17 protein-coding genes are annotated in these 18,391 nt (G+C 52.5%); 15 read left to right on the forward strand and 2 right to left on the reverse strand.

Features of this window, described 5'->3' with window-relative positions; genetic code table 11:
- Positions 1-209: 209 nt before the first annotated feature.
- From thrS to AC4EYZ_RS23885, 7 genes are all read left to right on the forward strand, one after another.
- A complete protein-coding gene (thrS, locus tag AC4EYZ_RS23855) occupies positions 210-2,132 on the forward strand; it encodes a threonine--tRNA ligase (RefSeq protein ID WP_009287796.1) in 1,923 nt (640 codons plus the stop codon).
- A 60-nt stretch (positions 2,133-2,192) separates the two neighbouring features.
- Positions 2,193-2,684 carry a translation initiation factor IF-3 gene (gene infC, locus AC4EYZ_RS23860; RefSeq protein WP_009287797.1) on the forward strand — a complete coding sequence of 164 codons (492 nt, stop codon included), beginning with the start codon at positions 2,193-2,195 and terminating at the stop codon, positions 2,682-2,684.
- 82 nt (positions 2,685-2,766) lie between these two features.
- Entirely contained in the window at positions 2,767-2,961 is a 195-nt protein-coding gene (rpmI, locus tag AC4EYZ_RS23865) for a 50S ribosomal protein L35 (RefSeq protein WP_027959586.1), read from the forward strand.
- A 64-nt stretch (positions 2,962-3,025) separates the two neighbouring features.
- Positions 3,026-3,379: a 50S ribosomal protein L20 gene (gene rplT / locus AC4EYZ_RS23870; RefSeq protein ID WP_007114344.1), complete on the forward strand. Its 354-nt coding sequence runs from the start codon at positions 3,026-3,028 to the stop codon at positions 3,377-3,379.
- Between the two features lie 159 nt (positions 3,380-3,538).
- Complete coding sequence (gene pheS / locus AC4EYZ_RS23875; RefSeq protein WP_022523299.1) at positions 3,539-4,558, forward strand: phenylalanine--tRNA ligase subunit alpha; 1,020 nt, start codon at positions 3,539-3,541, stop codon at positions 4,556-4,558.
- Between the two features lie 26 nt (positions 4,559-4,584).
- Positions 4,585-6,966, forward strand: a complete 2,382-nt coding sequence (pheT, locus tag AC4EYZ_RS23880) for a phenylalanine--tRNA ligase subunit beta (RefSeq protein ID WP_474191629.1) — start codon at positions 4,585-4,587, stop codon at positions 6,964-6,966.
- Positions 6,967-7,094: 128 nt separating this feature from the next.
- Positions 7,095-7,394, forward strand: a complete 300-nt coding sequence (locus tag AC4EYZ_RS23885) for an integration host factor subunit alpha (RefSeq protein WP_022523301.1) — start codon at positions 7,095-7,097, stop codon at positions 7,392-7,394.
- Positions 7,395-7,563: 169 nt separating this feature from the next.
- Here AC4EYZ_RS23885 and AC4EYZ_RS23890 read toward each other — a convergent pair whose 3' ends face one another.
- On the reverse strand, positions 7,564-7,776 hold the full coding sequence (locus AC4EYZ_RS23890; RefSeq protein ID WP_022523302.1) for a DUF2788 domain-containing protein: 213 nt from the start codon (positions 7,774-7,776) through the stop codon (positions 7,564-7,566).
- A 142-nt stretch (positions 7,777-7,918) separates the two neighbouring features.
- Between AC4EYZ_RS23890 and AC4EYZ_RS23895 the strand changes: the two genes are divergently transcribed.
- From AC4EYZ_RS23895 to AC4EYZ_RS23930, 8 genes are all read left to right on the forward strand, one after another.
- Complete coding sequence (locus tag AC4EYZ_RS23895; RefSeq protein WP_022523303.1) at positions 7,919-8,383, forward strand: flavodoxin; 465 nt, start codon at positions 7,919-7,921, stop codon at positions 8,381-8,383.
- A gap of 3 nt (positions 8,384-8,386) precedes the next feature.
- On the forward strand, positions 8,387-8,764 hold the full coding sequence (locus AC4EYZ_RS23900; protein ID WP_022523304.1) for a hypothetical protein: 378 nt from the start codon (positions 8,387-8,389) through the stop codon (positions 8,762-8,764).
- Between the two features lie 260 nt (positions 8,765-9,024).
- The gene (gene tig, locus AC4EYZ_RS23905) at positions 9,025-10,377 is read left to right on the forward strand and encodes a trigger factor (protein WP_233975189.1); all 1,353 of its coding nucleotides are present in this window, start codon (positions 9,025-9,027) and stop codon (positions 10,375-10,377) included.
- 69 nt (positions 10,378-10,446) lie between these two features.
- Complete coding sequence (clpP, locus tag AC4EYZ_RS23910; protein WP_009287800.1) at positions 10,447-11,064, forward strand: ATP-dependent Clp endopeptidase proteolytic subunit ClpP; 618 nt, start codon at positions 10,447-10,449, stop codon at positions 11,062-11,064.
- A gap of 74 nt (positions 11,065-11,138) precedes the next feature.
- Complete coding sequence (clpX, locus tag AC4EYZ_RS23915; protein WP_022523306.1) at positions 11,139-12,419, forward strand: ATP-dependent Clp protease ATP-binding subunit ClpX; 1,281 nt, start codon at positions 11,139-11,141, stop codon at positions 12,417-12,419.
- Positions 12,420-12,708: 289 nt separating this feature from the next.
- Positions 12,709-15,120 (forward strand): endopeptidase La, encoded by a 2,412-nt coding sequence (gene lon / locus AC4EYZ_RS23920; protein WP_027959583.1) that lies wholly within the window; start codon positions 12,709-12,711, stop codon positions 15,118-15,120.
- Positions 15,121-15,314: 194 nt separating this feature from the next.
- Complete coding sequence (locus AC4EYZ_RS23925) at positions 15,315-15,587, forward strand: HU family DNA-binding protein (protein ID WP_007114333.1); 273 nt, start codon at positions 15,315-15,317, stop codon at positions 15,585-15,587.
- A gap of 126 nt (positions 15,588-15,713) precedes the next feature.
- On the forward strand, positions 15,714-17,534 hold the full coding sequence (locus tag AC4EYZ_RS23930; RefSeq protein WP_022523308.1) for a SurA N-terminal domain-containing protein: 1,821 nt from the start codon (positions 15,714-15,716) through the stop codon (positions 17,532-17,534).
- Positions 17,535-17,615: 81 nt separating this feature from the next.
- On the opposite strand, the gene AC4EYZ_RS23935 is transcribed toward AC4EYZ_RS23930, so the two are convergent.
- Positions 17,616-18,389: a UDP-2,3-diacylglucosamine diphosphatase gene (locus tag AC4EYZ_RS23935; protein WP_022523309.1), complete on the reverse strand. Its 774-nt coding sequence runs from the start codon at positions 18,387-18,389 to the stop codon at positions 17,616-17,618.
- Positions 18,390-18,391: the final 2 nt, after the last annotated feature.

Below are 18,391 nucleotides of genomic sequence, written 5' to 3' on the forward strand. Positions count from 1 at the left end.
TCTGAGGTTTGCGGTTTGGTTATAAAGTGCTAGCGGCAATCCACAGGTAAAGAAACGGGAGGCTTATGCCTCCCGTTTTTATTTTAAGCGGTCGGCAAGTCTGCTAGTCTTGCTGCTGTTTTATGTTGGTACATTTACACCTCTCCCAAGACCATTGATAGCGATATGTGATCCTTGGTATGGATCACCACTGCGCTCAAGGAATCTGAATGCCTATTGTTACTCTGCCTGACGGCAGTCAAAAGACGTTTGAAGCACCGCTAACCATTATGCAGCTCGCAGAATCCATTGGCCCTGGTTTGGCTAAGGCCTGTATCGCTGGAAAGATCGATGGTGTGCTGGTAGATGCCGCTGACCTGATCGAGCAAGACGCAACGGTGGCGATAATTACTGCCCGTGACGCTGAAGGGCTGGAAATTATTCGCCACTCCTGCGCTCACCTCATTGGTCATGCGGTTAAGCAGATGTACCCCGAGGCCAAAATGGCCATCGGGCCAGTTATTGAAGATGGTTTCTACTACGATATTGAGTTTGGTCAATCTGTCACACCGGAAGACCTGGAAGCCATCGAAGCGCGTATGCAGTCACTGATAGAGCGTGAGTACGATGTGGTACGCGAGTATGTTGATCGTGACCAGGCAATGCTGACTTTTTTACACCGCGATGAACCTTATAAGCAGGAAATTGTTCGCGATATTCCCGATGACGCGACCATCCGGCTTTATCATCACGAAGAATACACCGATATGTGCCGCGGGCCTCATGTGCCAAATACCCGCCACTTAAAAGCCTTTAAGTTGACCAAGTTGGCCGGTGCTTATTGGCGCGGTGACGCTGCAAATACTATGTTGACGCGTATCTACGGCACCGCGTGGGGTGATAAAAAACAGCTGAAGGCTTACGTCAAACGTCTCGAAGAGGCGGAGAAACGCGATCACCGTAAGTTGGCGCGTCGGTTGGATCTCTTCCACATGCAGGAAGAGGCGCCGGGGATGATATTCTGGCATCCAAACGGCTGGGCGCTATGGCAGCAGATCGAACAATATATGCGGGGCGTCTATAAAGAGGGTGGTTATCAAGAAATACGCTGTCCTCAGATTATGGACGTATCGCTTTGGAAAAAATCAGGGCACTGGGATAACTACGCGGACGGCATGTTCTTTACTGAATCCGAAAAGCGTGAGTATGCTCTTAAGCCGATGAACTGCCCTGGACATGTTCAGGTGTTTAATTCTGGTTTGCGTAGCTATCGCGAATTGCCCGTTCGTTTTGGTGAGTTTGGTGGATGCCACCGTAACGAGCCTTCAGGTGCTTTACACGGCATTATGCGTGTGCGGGCATTTACGCAAGATGATGGCCATGTTTTCTGTACTGAAGCTCAAGTTGAGCCTGAAGTGACTGATTTTCATCGCCAAGCGCTAAAGGTGTATAGTGATTTCGGCTTTGAAGATATAGCTATTAAAATTGCTCTTCGCCCGGAAAAGCGCATTGGAAGTGATGAGGTTTGGGATCGGGCAGAAGATGCGCTGCGTAGCGCATTGAAAACTTGTGGCGTCGAGTGGCAGGAACTTCCTGGCGAAGGCGCGTTCTACGGCCCCAAGATTGAATATCATATGAAAGACTGTCTGGGGCGTGAATGGCAGGTCGGCACTATGCAGGTCGATTTTATGATGCCAGAGCGGCTTGGGGCTCAGTATGTGACTGAAGAAGGTCAGCGTAAGTCGCCGGTAATGCTGCATCGTGCTATTGTAGGCTCCATGGAGCGCTTCATTGGCATCTTGATTGAACATTATGCGGGCGCTATGCCATTATGGCTTGCGCCTCAGCAGGCGGTTGTCATGACTATCACCGATTCGCAGCGTGAATATGCGCTCGAATTGGAGAAACGTCTGCAAAAAAGTGGCTTGCGTGTTAAAGCGGACTTGAGGAACGAGAAGATCGGCTTTAAAATCCGTGAGCATACATTACAGAAAGTTCCCTATCTCCTTGTGGTGGGAGATAAGGAAGTCGAAGCTGACTCAGTGGCCGTGCGAACACGCAGCGGCGAAAACCTCGGTACAATGACGGTCGATGAATTTATTGAACGCCATACTGCCGAGAGAGCAGCCCTGGCGACATCGTCAATGGCCTAAGGAGACGGAACGATCAAGAGAAGCAACCAGCGCGGGCGTCCAGCAGACAAACGCCCACCAATGAACGAGCGAATTGTCGAAGAAGAAGTACGCCTTATTGGTAGCGACGGTGAGCAGTTGGGCGTTGTGCCCACCACCGAAGCGCTAGAGCGTGCTGAATCTGAAAGCTTAGATCTCGTGCAAATTTCGAATGCCGATCCCATCGTCTGTAAGATTATGGATTACGGCAAATTCGTTTTTGAGACCAAGAAGCAGAAAGCGGCTCAAAAGAAGAAGCAGAAGCAAATCCAGGTTAAGGAAGTCAAATTCCGTCCTGGCACCGATGAAGGCGATTATCAGGTCAAGCTTAAAAACCTGACGCGCTTTTTGGAAGGTGGTGACAAGGGCAAAGTCACACTGCGCTTCCGTGGTCGTGAAATGGCGCACCAGGATATCGGCCGTAAGCTGATGGAAAGGATCGCGGCAGACCTGGAAGAGATCGGAGTGGTAGAGGCCTTTCCTAAAATGGAAGGCCGCCAGATGATCATGATTATTGCCCCGAAAAAGAAGTGATCCAACGGCGATGTCAACGGGCCACCGTTAAACTGGTGGTCGGCCCTGGGTTTTCTAAAAAATATCGAGCGGAGTTTTCCTCATGCCGAAAATCAAAAGCAACAGCGGCGCTGCCAAGCGCTTCAAGAAGACTGCTAATGGCTTTAAGCACAAGCAGTCTCACCGTAGCCACATCTTGACCAAGAAATCGACCAAGCGTAAGCGTCAATTGCGTGGAATGAAGCAGATCCACGCGTCTGATAAAGCGCTCATCCAGCGTATGCTGCCGAATCTATAAGTCGGGTTTTCGTTTTTCTGAGTGCACATTTTTTTTGCCTCAGCCTTAAAGTCAGGAGTGTGTTATGACTCGAGTTAAACGTGGCGTAGTAGCGCGTCGTCGCCATAAAAAAGTATTGAAGCTTGCCAAAGGTTACTACGGTGCCCGTTCACGCGTTTTCCGTGTTGCCAAGCAAGCTGTTATCAAAGCTGGTCAGTACGCTTACCGTGACCGTCGCAATCGTAAGCGCCAGTTCCGCGCGCTATGGATCCAGCGTATTAACGCTGGTGCGCGTGTTAACGGTATGTCTTACAGCCGCTTTGTTGGCGGTCTTAAGAAAGCCGGTATCGAAATCGACCGTAAAGTATTGGCCGATTTGGCAGTACACGAGAAGGCTGCATTTGCTGCCATCGTGGAAAAAGCCAAGGCTGCCCAATAAGGTAATATGCACAGGGCTTGTGCCCGTGTTACGTGCCTGAGGTCATTTCAGAGTGACCCATCCAGGGGAAGAGCAGCCGCTCTTCCCCTGTTTTTTTGTCACCTTCAACGTGCCACGCCATCTTCACGGATGGACACCGCTTAATTCGGAGTGAAACGGATGGATCACCTTCCTACTCTGGTATCTGAGGCTCGCGACGCCATTCAGGCTGCGCAGAGTGTCGCCGCACTAGACGAGTTACGAGTACGCTACTTAGGTAAGAAAGGTGAGGTAACTGCCTTGCTGAAGGGCCTGGGGAAGCTGTCAGCCGAAGAACGCCCGGCAGCAGGCGAGCGTATTAATCAAGCCAAGCAAACGCTGGCCGACGAAATTGATGCTAAGCGCGAACAGCTTGAAAGTGAGGCGCTGAATGCCCGTTTGGCCGCTGAAAGTATCGATGTCACATTGCCAGGGCGTGGTCAGGCCAGCGGTGGGTTGCATCCCGTCACGCGTACGCTTGAGCGCATAGAGGGGCTGTTCACACGTATTGGTTATGACGTGGCGGTAGGGCCTGAAATTGAAGACGATTATCACAACTTCGAAGCCCTCAACATTCCCGCGCACCATCCCGCTCGCGGTATGGCTGATACCTTCTATTTTGACGCCACGCGCTTGCTGCGTACTCACACCTCGCCGGTGCAAGTGCGTACTATGAAAAGTAGTGAGCCACCTATCCGTATCGTTTGCCCGGGGCGGGTCTATCGCAGCGATTCAGATTTGACTCACACCCCCATGTTCCACCAAGTGGAGGGCTTGCTGGTCGATGAGGGGGTTAGCTTTGCCGACCTTAAAGGAACGATCGAAGACTTTCTGCAGGCATTTTTTGAGCGCGACGACCTTTCGGTGCGTTTCCGTCCATCCTACTTTCCATTCACTGAGCCCTCCGCCGAAGTGGATATTCAGTGTGTGATGTGTAGTGGATCAGGTTGTCGTGTCTGTTCCCACAGCGGCTGGCTGGAAGTGATGGGATGCGGCATGGTGCATCCTGAAGTCTTTCGTCACTCGGGTATTGATACCGAGCGCTATACCGGTTTTGCCTTCGGAATGGGGGCTGAGCGTTTGGCAATGCTGCGCTACGGCGTGAATGATTTACGCCTGTTCTTTGAAAACGATCTGCGTTTTTTACGTCAATTCGCTTAAGACCGCCGCCGAATACAGGATCAACGATGAAATTTTCAGAACAGTGGCTGCGTGAGTGGGTTTCGCCGCAGCTTGAAACGCAGGCAATGGCCGACCAAATCACCATGGCGGGCTTGGAAGTCGACGCTATTGAGCCGGTAGCCGCCGCATTCAGCGGTGTAGTGGTGGCTGAGGTGCTGAGTAAAGAGAAGCACCCTGACGCGGATAAGCTCAATGTGTGCACCGTTGATGACGGTAGTGGCGAGCCTGTGCAGGTTGTCTGCGGTGCACCCAATGTTGATGTTGGTCAGAAAATCCCCTTTGCCCAGGTGGGTGGCGTGCTGCCAGGTGATTTTAAAATCAAAAAAGCCAAGCTACGCGGCGTTGAATCGCGCGGGATGATTTGTTCTGCATCGGAGCTGGGGCTTGAAGAAGAGACCTCGCCCGGCATCCTGGTGCTGTCGTCATCTGCGCCGGTGGGGGGCGATTTCAGAGAGTTCATGCATCTTAATGACATGACGATTGAGGTCGATCTGACGCCCAACCGGGGAGACTGCCTGAGTATTAAGGGGATGGCGCGAGAGGTCGGCGTGCTTAACCGTTTGCCGGTTAACGGGCCCGTAATCGCACCGGTGGCCGCGGAGGTTGAGGATAGCTTCGCGGTGAGCGTAGAGGCACCAGAGCAGTGCCCGCGCTATATTGGTCGCGTAATCAAGGGCGTTAATGTTAAGGCTGAAACACCGCTGTGGATGGTAGAACGTCTTCGCCGCAGTGGCGTGCGCTCGATTGACCCAGTGGTGGATATTACCAACTACGTCATGCTGGAATTGGGCCAGCCGATGCACGCCTTTGACCGCCACAACCTGCAAGAGGGCATAGTGGTTCGCATGGCCAAGCCGGGCGAACGGCTAACACTGCTTGATGGTAGTGATATGGCGCTGCGCCCCGAAACGTTGATCATTGCCGACAGCTCAGGCCCGCTAGCCATGGCAGGTGTGATGGGTGGGGAAAACTCCGGCGTTAATGAAAATACCCAGACTATTTTCCTTGAATCAGCGTTCTTCACTCCGCTTGCCATTGCGGGGCAGGCGCGCTCCTACGGGCTACACACAGATGCATCGCACCGTTTTGAGCGCGGCGTCGATCCGCAATTGACACCAGTTGCCGTTGAGCGCGCCACACAGCTTTTGATTGATATCTGCGGCGGCCAAGCAGGGCCTCTTGTTGAAGCGCAAAGTGCTGAGCGTATGCCTGCTGAGCGCGCTATTTTCTTGCGCAGTGAACGGTTAGAAAAAGCGCTTTCCAAGGCTCTCGATAGTGATGATGTAACTGATATCTTGCAACGCCTAGGGCTTGAAGTCAGCGTGCAGGATGCCGGCTGGGCAGTCACTGCGCCGAGTTGGCGTTTTGATCTGGCCATCGAAGAGGATCTCATCGAAGAAGTAGCGCGTATCCATGGCTACAATAATTTGCCGGTGCGCCGGCCGGCGGCACGCTTGGCGCTCCGTTCAGCAGACGAGGCAACGCTTACCCAGGCACGGCTGCGCCGCCAGATGGTTGCCCGCGGCTTCCAAGAGGCGATTACCTACAGCTTTGTGGCTCCTGAGCTGCAAGCGACCATGCTGCCCGATGCTGTAAGCCCCGCGCTAGCTAACCCTATCTCGGCTGATTTGTCGGTGATGCGTGCTAGTTTGTTTCCCGGCTTGGTGCGCGCCATGGAGTATAACCTTAACCGTCAGCAAACCCGCGTGCGGCTGTTTGAAACCGGGCTGGTTTTCAACGGCGAACTGGATGAGTTGTCACAAGTCCCGATGCTTGGTGCTCTGGTCTGTGGTGCGCGGGAAGCAGAGGGCTGGAGTGATGCGAAAGGGCGGGTGGATTTCTACGATCTAAAGGGCGATTTGGAGAGTGTCCTGGCCTTGGGCGGTGACGCTGACGCATGGCGCTTTGAGCCTGCAGAGCACCCGGCCCTTCATCCGGGGCAGTGTGCGCAGCTGCTGCATCGTGGAGAGCCTGCGGGTTGGATCGGTACCCTGCACCCTCAGGTGCGCGCAACGCTTGGCTTGAAGATGGATGCGGCGCTCTTCGAAGTGCGTCTGGATGCGCTTAGCCAAGGCCGTATTCCTGCCTTTGAACCGTTATCACGCTTTCCTGAGGTGCGCCGTGATTTGGCGTTTATACTCAAAGAGGCGACTCCTGTGCAGGCGCTGTTGGATTGCGCCAAGCAGCAAGCAGGTGAGTATCTGCAAGATATCAAGCTATTTGACGTCTATTCAGGTAAAGGTGTGGCCGAAGAGCACAAGAGTATTGCTTTGGGCTTGACCTGGCAGCATCCATCGCGCACGCTAAACGACGAGGAAATCAATCAGTTGGTTGATTCAATTGTGACACAAGTGCGTGTCAAGTTAGATGCTGAGCTGCGCGGCTAATTAAGTAGCTATGTGAGTGCCTGGGCTACGCCACGATGCTTATCACGTTCTTGGCAATGCGTTTGCTACTGTACGTTTGGTACAGAGCGTTTGTTGCTGTGTTTGCTTCAAGGATAAGGAGAAGCCTTATGGGTGCGTTGACCAAAGCAGAGCTAGCCGAACATTTGCATGCAGAGCTAGCCCTGTCCAAACGAGAAGCGAAGGCTATGGTCGAAGCTTTTTTTGAAGAGATTAGAGCCTGCCTTCGTGAGAACGAACAGGTAAAACTATCGGGTTTTGGTAACTTTGATCTGCGAGATAAGCGCGAGCGACCAGGGCGTAACCCCAAAACCGGTGAAGAAATTCCCATTTCTGCTCGAAGAGTCGTGACGTTTCGCCCAGGGCAAAAGCTTAAGCAGCAGGTTGAACACTATGAAGGCGGTGAATAGTCTTTTGGTTTGAGAAATGCTGTTACTCACAGGTAAGTAGCTGCTCTCGTGTCATGCAAGACTCCCCCTCATAAAAAAGGAGTGCCTTCGGGCGCTCCTTTTCTCTTTTATGATGGGCGTTGTTGTGATGAGTATAGTGATAAGCGCGCCTGTGGAGTGATGGCTTTTGTTACCCCTGCATGCCGCCACCTTCGATTAGCCAGGTAATCACCACCTTAATGACGTAACCCAGCATGCCTGCGCCGAGCACCACAAACAGCATGATGGTACCAAATTTGCCTGCGTTCGATTTTTTGGCCAAATCCCAGATAATAAAACACATAAATATGATCAGGCCGCTAATCATTAGCGGGGTGATCCAAGCCTCGAAGGTTTGCTGCATAGCCACTCCTGTGCGCTGCGTGTGGGTCACCCGTTTGGGCGATGTGTCTCATTCTAACCAGCCATGTTAATATTTGAGCAAATTCATCAGGTATTTGTCGACTTGACGGTTGGCACTGTGACACTTTGACAGGGGAGTGACGATGCCGAAGCTAAATATTTTGGTGGGTACCATGTATGGCGGTGCCCTTGATGTGGCAGAGCAGGTGAAACCCCTATTTGAACAGGCCGGTTACGCTGTGGAGATTATTGAACAGCCATCTGTTGATGATATTGTCAGCGGTGACGCCGATTTGGCGCTTTTTTGTGTATCGACCACTGGTAGTGGTGATTTTCCCGGCAGTTTTGTGCCCTTTGTCCGGCAGTTGCGTGACCAAAGTCCCGCGCTTACCACACTTCGCTACGGACTCATTGCACTCGGTGATAGCTCGTATGGTGATACATTTTGTGGCGCGGGCCGCGCGCTTGATGAGCTGCTGGCGGATCATGGCGCGACGCGTTTAGGGGAGCGCCTAGAGATCGATGCCATGGAGACCTTTATGGCCGACGATGCTGCTGTGCCCTGGGTGGAAGAGTGGATCGTTGCCCAGCAATTAGAGGTGGCTTGAGCGATGCAGCGAGCCCCCACCTCGCCTGAGCGCATCAGCGTTGCGCTGGGCTTATGTGTCGTTATGCTGGCAACTTTGCCGCGCTACATGGCGGGAGGGCATGAAACCCGCCAGACGCTGATTATCTTCGCCTTAGCGCTGGTGGCTTTTGCGGCTATTGTTCAGTGGCGCTTACTGGCCGTGGAGGCGCGTCGTCGTCTGCCACAACTATGTAAACGGTTAGTCGTTATGCTGCTGCTGGGAATGGTGGTGATGGGTGGCTGGCATGCGCTGTTTACGGACTGGATCAGTTGGCAGGTGTTCATTTCTCATGGTGCTACGCTTGGGGTGCTTCTTCATGCGCTGAGCTTATGGTGGTCGGGTGAGCGTCATGCAGGTTAGCTTTTTTTGCGGTAGTGATTGAAAAAGTCGCTGCAAGACGCACAAAGCAGTAGAATGGTAAAAATTACGCAACGTGGGGCGAATAATGAAGCTAAACACGCCTTAAAGTGGTTAATTGCTCGCTTATTGCCTTGTTTTTAAAATCACTGCCCCCATGTTGCGAGCATGGCGCTTGCCACTATGCGTTGGGGTTCTTAAAATTGCCCCCTTGAACTTATTATATGCAATCAACACAACGCCCAGCCGTTAGAGGACAATTCATGCAAGTTTCTGTCGAGACGACCTCCCAGATCGAACGCCGCATTACCATTCAAGTGCCGGCGGCCGAAATTGACGGGGCCGTTAGCGCTCGCTTGAAAGACACTGCGAAGAACGTTCGCTTGAATGGTTTTCGCCAGGGCCGGGTGCCAATGGCAGTAGTCCAGCAGCGCTACGGCCAAGACGTACGTAACGAGGTTGTCAGCGAAGTAATGCGTGAGCGTTATGTGCGCGCTATTACCGAAGAAGGGTTGAACCCTGCTGGCTTCCCGCAAATTGAGCCATCGGTCAATGAGTCCGGTAAAGACCTAGAGTTCGTTGCGGTTATGGAGATCTACCCGCAGGTTGAGCTTAACTCTATCGAAGGTACAGAGATTGAGCGTCCGGTGGTTTCGGTGAGTGATGCGGATGTCGATGAGATGATCGATACGCTGCGTAAGCAAAATGCAGCCTGGGAAGAAGTGGACGCTGCTGCAGCTGACGGCGATCAAGTCACTATCGATTTCCAGGGTTACATCGGTGACGAGCCTTTTGAAGGCGGTAGTGCCGAAGGCCACACGCTGGTCATTGGTTCCAATAGCTTTATTCCTGGTTTTGAAGAGCAGTTAATTGGCGCTAAAGCGGGCGAAGAGAAGACCCTTAACGTCACCTTCCCTGAGGATTACCAGGCCGAACATTTAGCCGGTAAAGAAGCCACCTTCAAGGTAGCCGTACATAAGGTCAGCAGCCAGAAGTTGCCCGAGGTAGACGCTGAGTTTATCGAGCGTTTTGGCGTTGAAGGCGGCGATCAGGAAAAATTCCGCGCTGAAATCAAGAAGAACATGACCCGTGAAGCGTCGCAAGCCGTTGATAACCGGGTTAAGCAGCAAGTGCTCGATGCGCTGAAAAAGGTTAACGAAATTCCTGTGCCTAGCGCGCTCGTTCAACAAGAGACTGACGGCATGAAGCGCCAAGCGGCGCAGCAGTTTGGTCTAGGCGAAGATTTTGATGTCAGCCAGTTGCCCAACGAACTCTTTGAAGAGCAGGCCAAAGGCCGCGTTCAGGTCGGCTTGTTGCTGGCTGAAGTAATCAAAGCTAACGAACTCGATGCTGACGATGATGCTATCAAAGCAAAAGTGACCGAGCTTGCTGAGCAGTACCAAGATCCTGATGAGGTGGTTAGCTACTACATGGGTAACGAGCAGATGAAAACCCAAGTAAAATCTGCCATTCTCGAAGAGAAAGCGGTAGCTAAGCTGCTCGAACAAACGAACATTAAAGACGTTGAAATGTCTTATCAGCAAGCCCTTGCCGCTGCGCAACAGCAGGCAGAGCAAGATGAGGGTGCTGAAGAGGGCGAGCAAGCGAGCGCCTAACACCCTGGAACGCGGCGCACCTAATATGTCGGTGCGCCTTTCCCTTCCCGGACGCAAGGAATCACCTGAATGAGTGAGTTTGATATTCAAAACGCCGGCGGTTTAGTGCCCATGGTGGTTGAGCAGAGCGCCAAAGGGGAAAGAGCCTACGACATTTACTCACGCCTGTTAAAAGAGCGTGTGATCTTTTTGGTAGGCCCTGTAGAAGACTACATGGCTAATCTGGTTGTTGCCCAACTGCTGTTCCTGGAATCGGAAAACCCCGATAAAGATATTCACCTGTATATTAACTCGCCAGGTGGATCGGTCACTGCGGGTATGTCGATTTATGACACTATGCAGTTTGTGAAACCAGATGTCTCTACGGTGTGTATTGGTCAGGCGGCCAGCATGGGTGCGCTGTTATTGACAGCGGGTGCTGCTGGCAAGCGTTATTGCCTTCCCAACTCACGCGTCATGATTCACCAGCCGCTGGGTGGTTACCAAGGCCAAGCGTCTGACATTGAAATTCATACCCGTGAGATTCTGGGTATTCGCGAGAAACTGAACCAAATTCTTGCCCACCACACGGGTCAGGAAATTGAAGCTGTCTCACGTGATACTGATCGGGATAATTTCATGAGCGCCAATCAAGCCAAAGAGTATGGCCTGATTGATGCAGTGCTGGATAAGCGGCCTACATCCTGATAGCGTGATAGGATTCTGCTTTTCTAACGAGCTTTTCCGGCGGCGAAAGCCGCCGCAGTGATAGAGGTATGCGAATGGCCGACGGCAAAGGCAAAGACGAAGGTGGCAAACTGCTCTACTGCTCGTTTTGCGGCAAAAACCAAAACGAAGTACGTAAGCTGATTGCGGGCCCATCCGTCTATATCTGCGATGAGTGTGTCGACTTGTGTAATGACATCATTCGCGAGGAAGTTCTCGAAGCCGATGCCGAGAGCGATGAGGAGCGTTTACCTACGCCACGCGAAATACGTCATACGCTTGATGACTACGTTATCGGACAGGATCGCGCCAAGATGGTGCTTTCCGTAGCGGTATATAACCACTACAAGCGTTTGAAAACAGATGTACGCGACGGCGATGTAGAGCTAGGTAAATCAAACATTCTGCTGATTGGCCCCACCGGTAGCGGTAAAACGCTGCTTGCGGAAACCATGGCACGGTTACTGAATGTACCTTTTACCATTGCGGATGCAACCACGCTGACGGAAGCCGGCTATGTCGGTGAAGATGTCGAAAACATCATCCAGAAGCTGTTGCAGAAGTGCGACTACGACGTCGAGAAAGCCGAGCGTGGCATTGTTTACATCGATGAAATCGACAAGATTTCACGCAAGTCGGATAACCCTTCTATTACCCGTGATGTCTCGGGTGAAGGCGTTCAGCAAGCACTGCTGAAGCTTATTGAAGGTACGACGGCTTCCGTGCCGCCTCAAGGCGGACGCAAACACCCTCAGCAGGAGTTTGTCCAAGTCAATACGGGCAACATTCTGTTTATCGTAGGCGGTGCTTTTGCAGGGCTGGATAAAGTTATCCGTGACCGTGCTGAGAAAGGCGGCATCGGCTTCAATGCGGCGGTGAAAAGCAAAGAGTCTTCCCGTGGGGTGGGTGAACTGCTGGCCGACGTAGAGCCTGATGATCTGGTTAAATTTGGCTTGATTCCAGAGTTTGTGGGTCGTTTGCCCATCATCGCAACACTGATGGAGCTCACTGAAGACGCCCTGGTGCAGATTCTTACAGAACCGAAGAATTCGCTAGTTAAGCAGTACGCCAAGCTGTTTGAAATGGAAGATGTAACGCTAGAGTTCAGAGATGAAGCGTTACGTGCAGTGGCTGAAAAAGCCATGGAGCGTAAGACAGGTGCTCGCGGACTGCGCTCTATTCTAGAGTCGGTACTGTTGGATACCATGTACGAAATTCCTTCGCTTGAAGGTGTTAGCAAGGTCGTCATCGACGGATCTGTGATAGCCGGAGAAAGCGAACCTCTGTTGATCTACTCTCAGCAGGAAGATGCACGTGTCGACGGCACTGATGGTTAGTGGCTAGTCGAGTATCGCGGCCCAGCTTCAACCGCTTGCGCTAAATCAAGGGGTCGCCAAGGCGACCCCTTGTTGTTGTAGATGTTCTAGGGCTCTGCTGTAGAGAGCCCTTATAAAGCGTGTTGTGAAGCCTGGTTATCTAGCGAGAGAGTTATAAAGCCTAATTCGTGAAGTGTTACTGCCTAGCCTATTCAATGCTAACGTCTAAACGCCAGCATTTTGAAAAGTGTGCAGTACTTTTCTAAGTACTCTTTTAAGTACTCATCCGATTTGTCGAGGAACGTCTGCGATGCAGCAGAACGCCGAACAGACACAATGTCTACCCCTTTTGCCATTGCGCGATGTGGTTGTTTATCCGCAAATGGTCATCCCCCTTTTTGTAGGTCGTGAAAAGTCTATCCAGGCGCTCGAAGCGGCGATGGAGGCTGATAAACGTGTGCTACTGGTGGCTCAGCGTGAAGCGTCTCAAGATGAGCCTGACAATGCGGATCTTTACGCTATGGGCACCGTGGCCGATATCATGCAACTGCTTAAGTTGCCTGATGGCACGGTCAAGGTACTCATTGAGGGGAATTTTCGAGCGGATGTTCTCAATGTCGAAGAGAATGCCGCAGGCTACACCCAGGCGTATTTAACGCCCCGAGAGAGTGAACCGCTGACCAGTCGTGAGCAGGAAGCACTGGTACGCGTGTTGCTCAATCAGTTCGAGCAGTACGTCAAACTCTCCAAAAAAGTCCCCAACGAAGTGCTTAATTCGCTGTCGGGGATTGAAGATCCAAGCCGCTTGGTGGACACCATTTGTGCCCACCTGTCGCTTAAAATTGGCGACAAGCAAGAGCTGCTTGAGATGGATCGGGTGCGCGATCGTATTGAGCACCTGATGGCGCTGATCGAATCTGAAATCGACCTACTGCAAGTAGAGAAGCGCATCCGCTCGCGGGTCAAAGAGCAGATGGAGAAGACTCAGCGCGAGTACTACCTCAATGAGCAGATGAAAGCTATCCAGAAAGAGATGGGTGAGCTGGATAATGTGCCCAACGAGGCTGAGAAGTATGAGCTGGCGATTAAAGAGTCCGGTATGCCGAAAGAGGCGTCCGAGAAAGCGACTCAAGAGCTCAATAAGCTTAAAATGATGGCCTCAAACTCCGCTGAAGCGACCGTAGTGCGCTCCTACCTGGATTGGTTAGTCGCTGTTCCATGGAAAAAGCGTACCCGGGTAAAGCATGATCTCGTCAAAGCGCAGCAGGTGCTCGATGAAGATCATTACGGCCTGGAGGAGGTTAAGGCGCGCATCCTGGAATATCTTGCCGTACAGAAGCGCGTGCGCAAGATGAAAGGCCCAGTGCTATGTCTCGTTGGGCCGCCCGGGGTGGGCAAGACCTCGCTTGGCCAGTCCATTGCCCGTGCCACCAATCGCAAATATGTGCGTTTGGCCCTGGGTGGGGTACGCGATGAGTCGGAAATTCGCGGCCATCGGCGCACCTATATTGGTTCATTGCCAGGCAAGTTGATGCAGCGGATGAGCAGAGCAGGGGTTAAAAACCCGTTATTTCTTTTGGATGAGGTCGACAAACTGGGCATGGATCATCGCGGTGACCCTGCCTCTGCGCTGCTCGAAGTGCTTGATCCTGAGCAGAACAACAGCTTTAGCGATCACTATCTGGAGCTTGACTACGATCTCTCCGAGACGCTGTTCATCTGTACCGCTAACTCGATGAATATCCCTAGCGCCTTGCTTGACCGTATGGAGATTATTCGTCTGCCGGGTTACACCGAGGATGAGAAGCTGGCGATCGCTAAGCGCTACTTATTGCCTAAGCAACTAGCCGCGAACGGTTTAAAAGGCGATGAGTTAACGCTCGAAGACAGCGCGCTTTTAGAGCTTATTCGCTACTATACCCGCGAAGCGGGTGTGCGTGAGCTGGAGCGGCAGATTGCCAAAGTGTCGCGGAAGGTACTGCGTGAGCGGCTTGAGAAAGAGCGTGACCCGCAAGCCGCCCAAACAGGGCAGAGCTTAACGGCTGAGCAAATTGAGCACTACGCGGGCGTACGTCGCTATAGTTACGGTTTGGCAGAGCAAGACGACCAGATCGGCCGAGTGACAGGCCTTGCCTGGACATCGGTGGGCGGCGAGTTACTCAACATCGAGTCTGTCGTGACGCCGGGTAAAGGGCGAATTAACAAGACCGGTTCACTTGGCGATGTAATGAAAGAGTCGGTGAGTGCCGCTCATACGGTAGTGCGCGCTAGGGCAGAAGCGTATGGCATTGACCCCGAACGGTTCGAAAAAGAGGACCTGCATATCCACGTTCCTGAAGGGGCAACACCTAAAGATGGGCCCAGTGCAGGTATTGCCATGGTGACGGCGATTGTTTCCGCATACACCCAGCGTGCGGTACGCTGCGACGTGGCAATGACCGGTGAAGTCAATCTGCGCGGTGAGGTATTACCGATAGGCGGATTGAAGGAGAAATTGCTGGCAGCCCGCCGCGGTGGTATAAAGACAGTGCTAATTCCTGAGGAAAACCGCCGTGATCTCAAGGAAGTACCTGACAATATCAAAGGTGCATTGGATATTCGTCCGGTACGTTGGATAGATGATGTCTTAGCCGTAGCGCTAGCTGATAAGGTAGAAGACGGTGCGCCATTGAAAAGTACCGAAGCATCGTTTAGTAATACCGTTGTTGCTAGTACCCATTAAGCTGTTAAAGTCCTCGCTGGTCTTTAATTTTACTTAATATGTGCCCGCTGCTTTGGGTAGCGGGTATCTCGCGGTATGGTTGCTTGACAGATGTTTCAAGGCATTGCTATAAAACGCAGCTATGCTTTGATCGTCGTATCCATCGGTGACCATGCCGTTCAGAGCCATTTTTTGAAACAGTCAAGGGGTGAAGAGTGAATAAGTCCGAGCTGATTGAAGCCATTGCCGCGTCTGCAGATATTCCGAAAGCAGCGGCAACCCGCGCATTGGATGCCATGGTGGAGTCTGTCACCGATAGCCTTAAGAAAGGCGAAAGCGTATCTCTGGTAGGTTTTGGTACCTTCGCGATCAAAGAGCGTGCTGCTCGTACTGGCCGTAACCCACAAACGGGTCAGCCAATCCAGATCAGTGCCGCCAAAGTACCCAGCTTCAAAGCAGGTAAAGCGCTGAAAGACGCCGTCAACTAATTTGACCGCGTTTGCTGTAACCTAATGGGCGCATCGCATTGGCGATGCGCCCATGTTATTTTCTGGCCCACTTTTTATTTGGGTTGAGCGGGCCGATCTGTTTGGCTGTGACTATCTGAGGCTAGCATGCTGCAAAGTATTCGAGATGGCTCCAGGAGCTGGGGTGCCAAAATTATTATCGGTGTCATGGTCGCGGCCATGGCACTTTTCGGGATTGAGTCACTGTTTGGGCTTTTTGGCAGCGATCCGGACGAAGTGGCGAGCGTCAACGGACAGCCGATTATGCGTCAGCAAGTTGAGCTAGAGGTTCAGCGCGCGCTGCGTTCAGGACAAGTGCCGCCAGAGCAAGAGCGTGCCTTGCGCAACGATATACTTGACCAGCTTATCACGCAGCAACTGCTGTCCCAGTATGCAGAAGAGGGTGGTTTTGCCGTTTCTGAACAGCAGTTGGATCAGTTAATTGTCAGCCTGCCGGAATTTCATGATCAGGATGGCCGTTTCTCTGCAGAGGTGTTCCGAAATCGTCTCGCCGGTGCTGGCTATACGCCGATCTCCTTTCGTGAAGAGTTGCGCGTCGATATCCAGCGCCAGCATTTACAGCAAGGCTTAGCCTTCAGTGATTTTAGCCTGCCGAACGAGCAAGAGCGCCTGGCCGAATTACAGCGCCAGCAGCGTAGTTTCCGCTATATAGTTTTGGATGGCGACGATGTGGACGCTGATATCAGCGTTAGCGATGACGATCTCCAAGCATATTACGATGCCCACCAGGAGCGCTATGAACGCCCGGAACAGGTGCGTCTTGAGTATGTGCTGATTGACCGTCAGGCCATGGCAGAGGGTCGTGACGTGGATGAAGAGGCCCTGCGTGACGCCTGGCGCGAGAAAAATCGCAATGCTGACCGCCGTGTGTCGCATATCATGATCACCTTTGGTAATGAGCGCACCCGCGATGAAGCGCAGCAATTAGCCGAGACCGCTCGGGAAGCACTGGACAGCGGTGATTCGTTTACAGATACCGCCTTGCGCTATTCTGACGACACGGCCAGCGCAGAAGAGGGCGGTGATCTTGGTGTGATCAGCCGTGGCTTCTTTGGTGAGGCCTTTGATGAAGCGGCCTTTGGTCTCGAAGAGGGTGATGTATCCCAGCCTGTTGAGTTGGATAACGCTTTCCACATTATCCAGGTGACGGATATTCAGGGCCCTACTTTTGAAGAGCAGCGCGATGAGCTAGCGCGGGAAGTGGCACTACGTGACATTGATGATGAGTTTAACCAGCGGGTTCAACAACTGATCGACGAGAGCTTCGCTGCCGACGACTTACAGAGCGTTGCCGATGAGCTCGGTCTAACGCTGCAGGAGAGCGATTGGCTTGCTCGTGATGATGAGGCTGACGGAGTGCTATCTGAGCCTGGGGTAATGTCGGCGGCCTTTAGCAACGACGTATTTGAAGAGGGCTACAACAGCGAAGTGATTGAGCTGGATCAGGATCGTCGCCTGGTACTGCGGGTTGCTGAGCAGCGTGATGCGACTCTGCTGCCGCTTGATGAAGTGCGCGAGGACGTTGAAATGTCAGTGGCCGCAGAACAGCAGCAAGAGGCGCTGCGTGAAGAGGCACAGGCACTGGTTGCCAGTTTGCAAGACGGTCAGTCAGCAGATGTTGCTTGGCTCGAAGCCAACAGCGTAAGCCGCCAAGCCGATAGCACTGTACCTCAGCTGATTGTTCAGGAAGCCTTCCGCATGGCGCGCCCTGAAGAGGGTGAGAGCGTCTATCGCACGGTTGAACTGCCGCAAGGAGTGGCTGTGGTAGCGCTTGATAGCGTCAGTGTAGGTGAGGTCGATGAGCAGATGGAGACATTTGTTGCACAAATGGCCGAGCAGTTGCGTGCCCAATCGGTATTGCAGGGATTGATTGATGACCTGCGCAGCGATGCCGATATAGAGCGCTAGAGTCGCTTAAGCCCAAGTTAAAAACAGCAAGAGCAAAAAAGCCGATCACATGATCGGCTTTTTTATACTCGTAAATTGCGGTCAGGAATCAGGTAATTCCGTTAAAGAGAACTGACGTAGTCGGGGCGCAGTATGGTCGGCGCGCTCAATGATAATATCCCAGCCGTGCTGGGCATCCCAGTCGCCTAGTACATAGCGCTTGGCAGGCACGTCTTCAACCGTCAAGTCATGTACTCTGGGGCGGTGGGTGTGACCGTGGATCATGGTAGTCAAGCCATGGTGCTCCATCAGCGCAATGACTTCTTGTGGCGTCACATCCATAATCGCTTCAGCTTTATTAGCATTGGCTTCGCCAGATTGAGTACGCAAGCTTTGCGCAAGTGCTACACGTTGTTCCAAAGGTAGCGCAAGCATCTGCGCCTGCCACTCTGGATTGCGCGACTGCTTGCGGAAAGCCATATACGCTTCATCCTGAGTACACAAACTATCGCCATGTAGCAGTAAAACGGGAATGCCTTGGATTTCCACTTCCTCAATATCCGGTAGCAGAAATGCCTGGCACGCATTTATAAAGCGTTCGCCCAGCAGAAAGTCTCGGTTGCCGTGCATTAGGTACACCGCAGTACCGTCGCTGCTAAGTCTGCGCAAATGGCGAATTACTTCATGTGCAACAACGCTAAGCGGATGTGTATTGGCGTCCAGTAGATCATCGCCAATCCAGGCATCGAAAAGATCCCCAAGAATATAAAGCGCGTCGGCTCCTGGAGCAGTGTGCTCTAAGTAGCGGTAAAATCCCTGATTGATCTCGGGGGTATCGCTACTTAGATGAAGGTCGGCAACAAGCAGTGTGCGCATAA

The sequence above is a fragment of the Vreelandella sp. 162(4c) genome (assembly GCF_058152265.1).

Coding starts and splice junctions, on each gene's coding strand:
- pheS (WP_022523299.1), top strand. CDS start 3,539: ATGGATCACCTTCCTACTCTGGTATCTGAGGCTCGCGACGCCATTCAG.
- AC4EYZ_RS23895 (WP_022523303.1), top strand. CDS start 7,919: ATGCCGAAGCTAAATATTTTGGTGGGTACCATGTATGGCGGTGCCCTT.
- infC (WP_009287797.1), top strand. CDS start 2,193: ATGAACGAGCGAATTGTCGAAGAAGAAGTACGCCTTATTGGTAGCGAC.
- AC4EYZ_RS23900 (WP_022523304.1), top strand. CDS start 8,387: ATGCAGCGAGCCCCCACCTCGCCTGAGCGCATCAGCGTTGCGCTGGGC.
- AC4EYZ_RS23930 (WP_022523308.1), top strand. CDS start 15,714: ATGCTGCAAAGTATTCGAGATGGCTCCAGGAGCTGGGGTGCCAAAATT.
- thrS (WP_009287796.1), top strand. CDS start 210: ATGCCTATTGTTACTCTGCCTGACGGCAGTCAAAAGACGTTTGAAGCA.
- rpmI (WP_027959586.1), top strand. CDS start 2,767: ATGCCGAAAATCAAAAGCAACAGCGGCGCTGCCAAGCGCTTCAAGAAG.
- AC4EYZ_RS23935 (WP_022523309.1), bottom strand. CDS start 18,389: ATGCGCACACTGCTTGTTGCCGACCTTCATCTAAGTAGCGATACCCCC.
- clpP (WP_009287800.1), top strand. CDS start 10,447: ATGAGTGAGTTTGATATTCAAAACGCCGGCGGTTTAGTGCCCATGGTG.
- rplT (WP_007114344.1), top strand. CDS start 3,026: ATGACTCGAGTTAAACGTGGCGTAGTAGCGCGTCGTCGCCATAAAAAA.
- pheT (WP_474191629.1), top strand. CDS start 4,585: ATGAAATTTTCAGAACAGTGGCTGCGTGAGTGGGTTTCGCCGCAGCTT.
- AC4EYZ_RS23885 (WP_022523301.1), top strand. CDS start 7,095: ATGGGTGCGTTGACCAAAGCAGAGCTAGCCGAACATTTGCATGCAGAG.
- clpX (WP_022523306.1), top strand. CDS start 11,139: ATGGCCGACGGCAAAGGCAAAGACGAAGGTGGCAAACTGCTCTACTGC.
- lon (WP_027959583.1), top strand. CDS start 12,709: ATGCAGCAGAACGCCGAACAGACACAATGTCTACCCCTTTTGCCATTG.
- AC4EYZ_RS23890 (WP_022523302.1), bottom strand. CDS start 7,776: ATGCAGCAAACCTTCGAGGCTTGGATCACCCCGCTAATGATTAGCGGC.
- tig (WP_233975189.1), top strand. CDS start 9,025: ATGCAAGTTTCTGTCGAGACGACCTCCCAGATCGAACGCCGCATTACC.